This window comes from Eggerthella sp., assembly GCF_048329335.1.
Taxonomy (GTDB): Bacteria; Actinomycetota; Coriobacteriia; order Coriobacteriales; family Eggerthellaceae; genus Eggerthella; species Eggerthella lenta.
The window spans coordinates 1-2785 of record NZ_DBFEGU010000253.1; the positions used below are offsets into that span (position 1 = coordinate 1).

The window sequence follows — 2785 nt, forward strand, 5'->3', positions numbered from 1 at the left end:
GCGTCGGATCGGACGTAAAGACGATAGCGCCTGTTCGCAGCTCCCGGACTTCGCGTGCGCTCGGCTTGCACGCGAGCGCTTCGCCTTCTCGGACGCTGCCGAACGCGAGCGCCTCGCGGTACGTGACGTCCAGGCGATCCATCGCCAGGATCGATGCGGTGTCCTCAACCTGGATCGACCCTGCCGGTCGATGCCGTTTGGAAATCGAAGGCCCGCCGAGCAGCGCGTCGAATCGTCCCGATCGCCAGCATTCCGTCGCGGTGGTATGTGAAAGGAAGATCGGCATGGTCGCATCCTAGTGTACGCGGAGGCTCGGATTGATGCCGCTTATTATACAAGCAAAAAGGTCATGGACAAAACTAGGGGCTTTTCCGTAGTTTTTCGTCCGATAACCGAATACGGGGAAATCGGAGATCGGATAATGCCTGATGAGGGGATCGAGCGTGAGGTTATACCTGATAAAGTATAAAGAATAGTCCCCATTTTTGTCCATGATGAAAACACTCATATAAATAAGGGCGGCTTCGAGGAGGCGCGGGGCGCATGAAGACGCGGTCGATGCCGGAATGCGAGTCGTCGCGAAGGGGGAGTGCGGCTGCTCGACGGCGGCCGCCGGGTCGTGGGCGGCCACGTCGATCCTCGTCATGGCCTCGGTTGAGAGGACCAGCCCGTCGCATCTGCCAAAAGCCGGGCGTGCATACGCAGCAGGAACTCATCGATCTGGTGGGGAACGGGCGCGGCTTCGTCTAACGCTTCTCTGTCGTCGGAGCCTTTGGATACGCGCGGCGTGGCGCTTGTGGTACCCTAACGCCAACGACCATGCGAGAGGTAAGGAGCACACGATGCGCGAAGGAAGCGCCCCCAATTTCTGCCCGCCGACCGAGGAGGGCATCACCCTCGTGTTCGAGGATGAGAGCGGTGATCGGACGGAGCTCGAGTTTCTCGGCCTCATCTTGCATAACGATCGCAGCTACGGCTTCTTCTTCCCGGTAACAGAGGACGAGCCCGTGGGCTCGTCCGGAGAAGTGGTGTTGCTTGAAGTGACCGAGCTCGACGAAGACGGTCAGCCTTCGGCCTTCGAGATCGTCGAGGATGAAGCCGTGGCGGCCGAAGTCTACGAGGACTTCCGCACCGCCACGAAGGATCTCTACGATTTCTCGGCGTAGGCTGCGCGCATCGCTATCGGCCGAGCGGGTCCCAGCCGCTGGGGGGCTTGACCCGCTCGGATTGGGCGATGGCTGCCACGTACATGATCTCGTGGTTGATCGCCTGCTCCAGGCGGCATACTTCCTCTTCTGTCTCGGCGTATTCGAAAATGCGCGCCGCCGTTCGTCTGATCGTGTCCATCAGTTCTTCATACTCGGTTCCGCTCATGTGCGACCTCCGGCGATCTTGCTCTCAAGCAATGACCCTCTCGATAAACTCATAGCACAAACCTCTTGTTTTATTGACGGTCTGTAAACTATAGTTTACGACTTTTCTCCCGCCGGGACTAGCCTTTAACCGGCATGGAGAACACTTCACTAAAAACTCAGCTCGGAACCAATATCGCGAGGCTCCGCTCGGAAGCTAACGTGTCGCAAACTTCCTTTGCCCTCATGGTGGGCGTTAGCCGCAAGTACCTCATCGATATCGAAAGCGGGAAGGCGAACCCCACGGTCGACATGCTCGAACGCATCGCGGGAGGCCTCGACACTACCGTCGGTCGGCTCTTCGACGGGCTGTGAACCCCTAGCGTTCGAGATCGACGGGGTTCCAGCTACCGTCGATGTCGCACAGCCATGCCTCGGGTTCGCTCACGGTGAAGAACGTGAGCGTTTCGTCGCCCGGTCCCTCGTAGCTTTCGCCGAGCCCCGTCATATGCTCGTATCCTGCGCGACGCACGTCCTCGTTCGCCTCGTCCTTGAGGACGGCCTTGCCTCGCATGATAACCCAGCCGCTGCCCGGCTTCCAGGCGGTCAGCTCGAACTTTGGGTTGGCTTCCAGCTCGCGGTACACGTCTTTCGTGGTGGCGGTGCAGAACCAGATGTGCCCGTCCTGCACGGCGGCGAAGCTGAAGGGGCGCACGTGCGGCTGGTCGCCCTCGCACGTTGCCAGGTACCAGGCCGGGACGCTGGTCAGGTAGTCGACGATGGTGTTCGTTCCGTTCATGGGAGTTCCTTTCGGTTGGGAGATGGGGCGGTTTCGGGTCGATCTTACCAAGGGATGAAATTGGTTGCGATCACGCAGGCCAGCATCGCGACGATGACGAGGGTGCCGTTGCGATCGAGGCGCGTGAACGTTAGCGGATGCAGGCGCGTGCGGCCGATGCCGCCGTGATAGCAGCGCGCGTCCATGGCCGACGACAGCGTTTCCGCATGGCGGAACGCGCTGGTGAACAGCGGCACCATGAGCGATGCCAGCATGCGCAGGCGTCCCTTCGAGAAAGTGGCGCCGCGGCTGATCTGCGCGCGGTACACGGTTTGCAGCTCGAAGGTGAACTGGGGAAGGAAGCGCAACGCGATTCCCATCATCATGGACAGCTCGTGCGCCGGCACGCCGATGCGGCGAAAGGGGCGCAGCAGGTACTCGAACGCGTCGGTTATGTCGAGCGTTGCGGTGGTCAAGGTGAGCAGGCTCATGCCCAGCAAGAGCAGCAGCAAACGGCAGGCGATGAAGGCGGCCTGCCACAGGCCCGCCTCGCTGATGCGGATGATCCACCACTCGAACAACACGGCGCCGCCCTGCACGAAGAACACGTTGAGCAGCGCGGTGACCACCACGATGAACGCGAGCGGCGCGATGG

The 2785-nt window shown here is 60.9% G+C and carries 6 protein-coding genes and 1 pseudogene; 2 read left to right on the forward strand and 5 right to left on the reverse strand.

Going from position 1 to position 2785, the window contains the following annotated elements; genetic code table 11:
* Positions 1 to 286: pseudogene (locus ACMO6A_RS08100) on the reverse strand (hypothetical protein); the annotation flags it as partial.
* A 9-nt stretch (positions 287 to 295) separates the two neighbouring features.
* Positions 296 to 631 carry a hypothetical protein gene (locus ACMO6A_RS08105; RefSeq protein WP_139019519.1) on the reverse strand — a complete coding sequence of 112 codons (336 nt, stop codon included), beginning with the start codon at positions 629 to 631 and terminating at the stop codon, positions 296 to 298.
* Between the two features lie 211 nt (positions 632 to 842).
* On the opposite strand from ACMO6A_RS08105, the gene ACMO6A_RS08110 reads away from it, so the two are divergent.
* Positions 843 to 1166 carry a DUF1292 domain-containing protein gene (locus tag ACMO6A_RS08110; protein ID WP_009608865.1) on the forward strand — a complete coding sequence of 108 codons (324 nt, stop codon included), beginning with the start codon at positions 843 to 845 and terminating at the stop codon, positions 1164 to 1166.
* Positions 1167 to 1179: 13 nt separating this feature from the next.
* Here the strand turns inward: ACMO6A_RS08110 and ACMO6A_RS08115 are convergent, their stop codons facing one another.
* A complete protein-coding gene (locus ACMO6A_RS08115; RefSeq protein WP_021410579.1) occupies positions 1180 to 1374 on the reverse strand; it encodes a hypothetical protein in 195 nt (64 codons plus the stop codon).
* Positions 1375 to 1508: 134 nt separating this feature from the next.
* Between ACMO6A_RS08115 and ACMO6A_RS08120 the strand changes: the two genes are divergently transcribed.
* Entirely contained in the window at positions 1509 to 1727 is a 219-nt protein-coding gene (locus tag ACMO6A_RS08120) for a helix-turn-helix domain-containing protein (protein ID WP_035577304.1), read from the forward strand.
* 4 nt (positions 1728 to 1731) lie between these two features.
* Here ACMO6A_RS08120 and ACMO6A_RS08125 read toward each other — a convergent pair whose 3' ends face one another.
* Together ACMO6A_RS08125 and ACMO6A_RS08130 are read right to left on the reverse strand one after the other, a co-directional pair.
* Positions 1732 to 2151 (reverse strand): pyridoxamine 5'-phosphate oxidase family protein, encoded by a 420-nt coding sequence (locus tag ACMO6A_RS08125; RefSeq protein ID WP_009608799.1) that lies wholly within the window; start codon positions 2149 to 2151, stop codon positions 1732 to 1734.
* Between the two features lie 44 nt (positions 2152 to 2195).
* Positions 2196 to 2785, reverse strand: a 590-nt coding sequence (locus ACMO6A_RS08130) for an energy-coupling factor transporter transmembrane component T family protein (RefSeq protein ID WP_418471064.1), incomplete at its 5' end; no start/stop codon positions are given.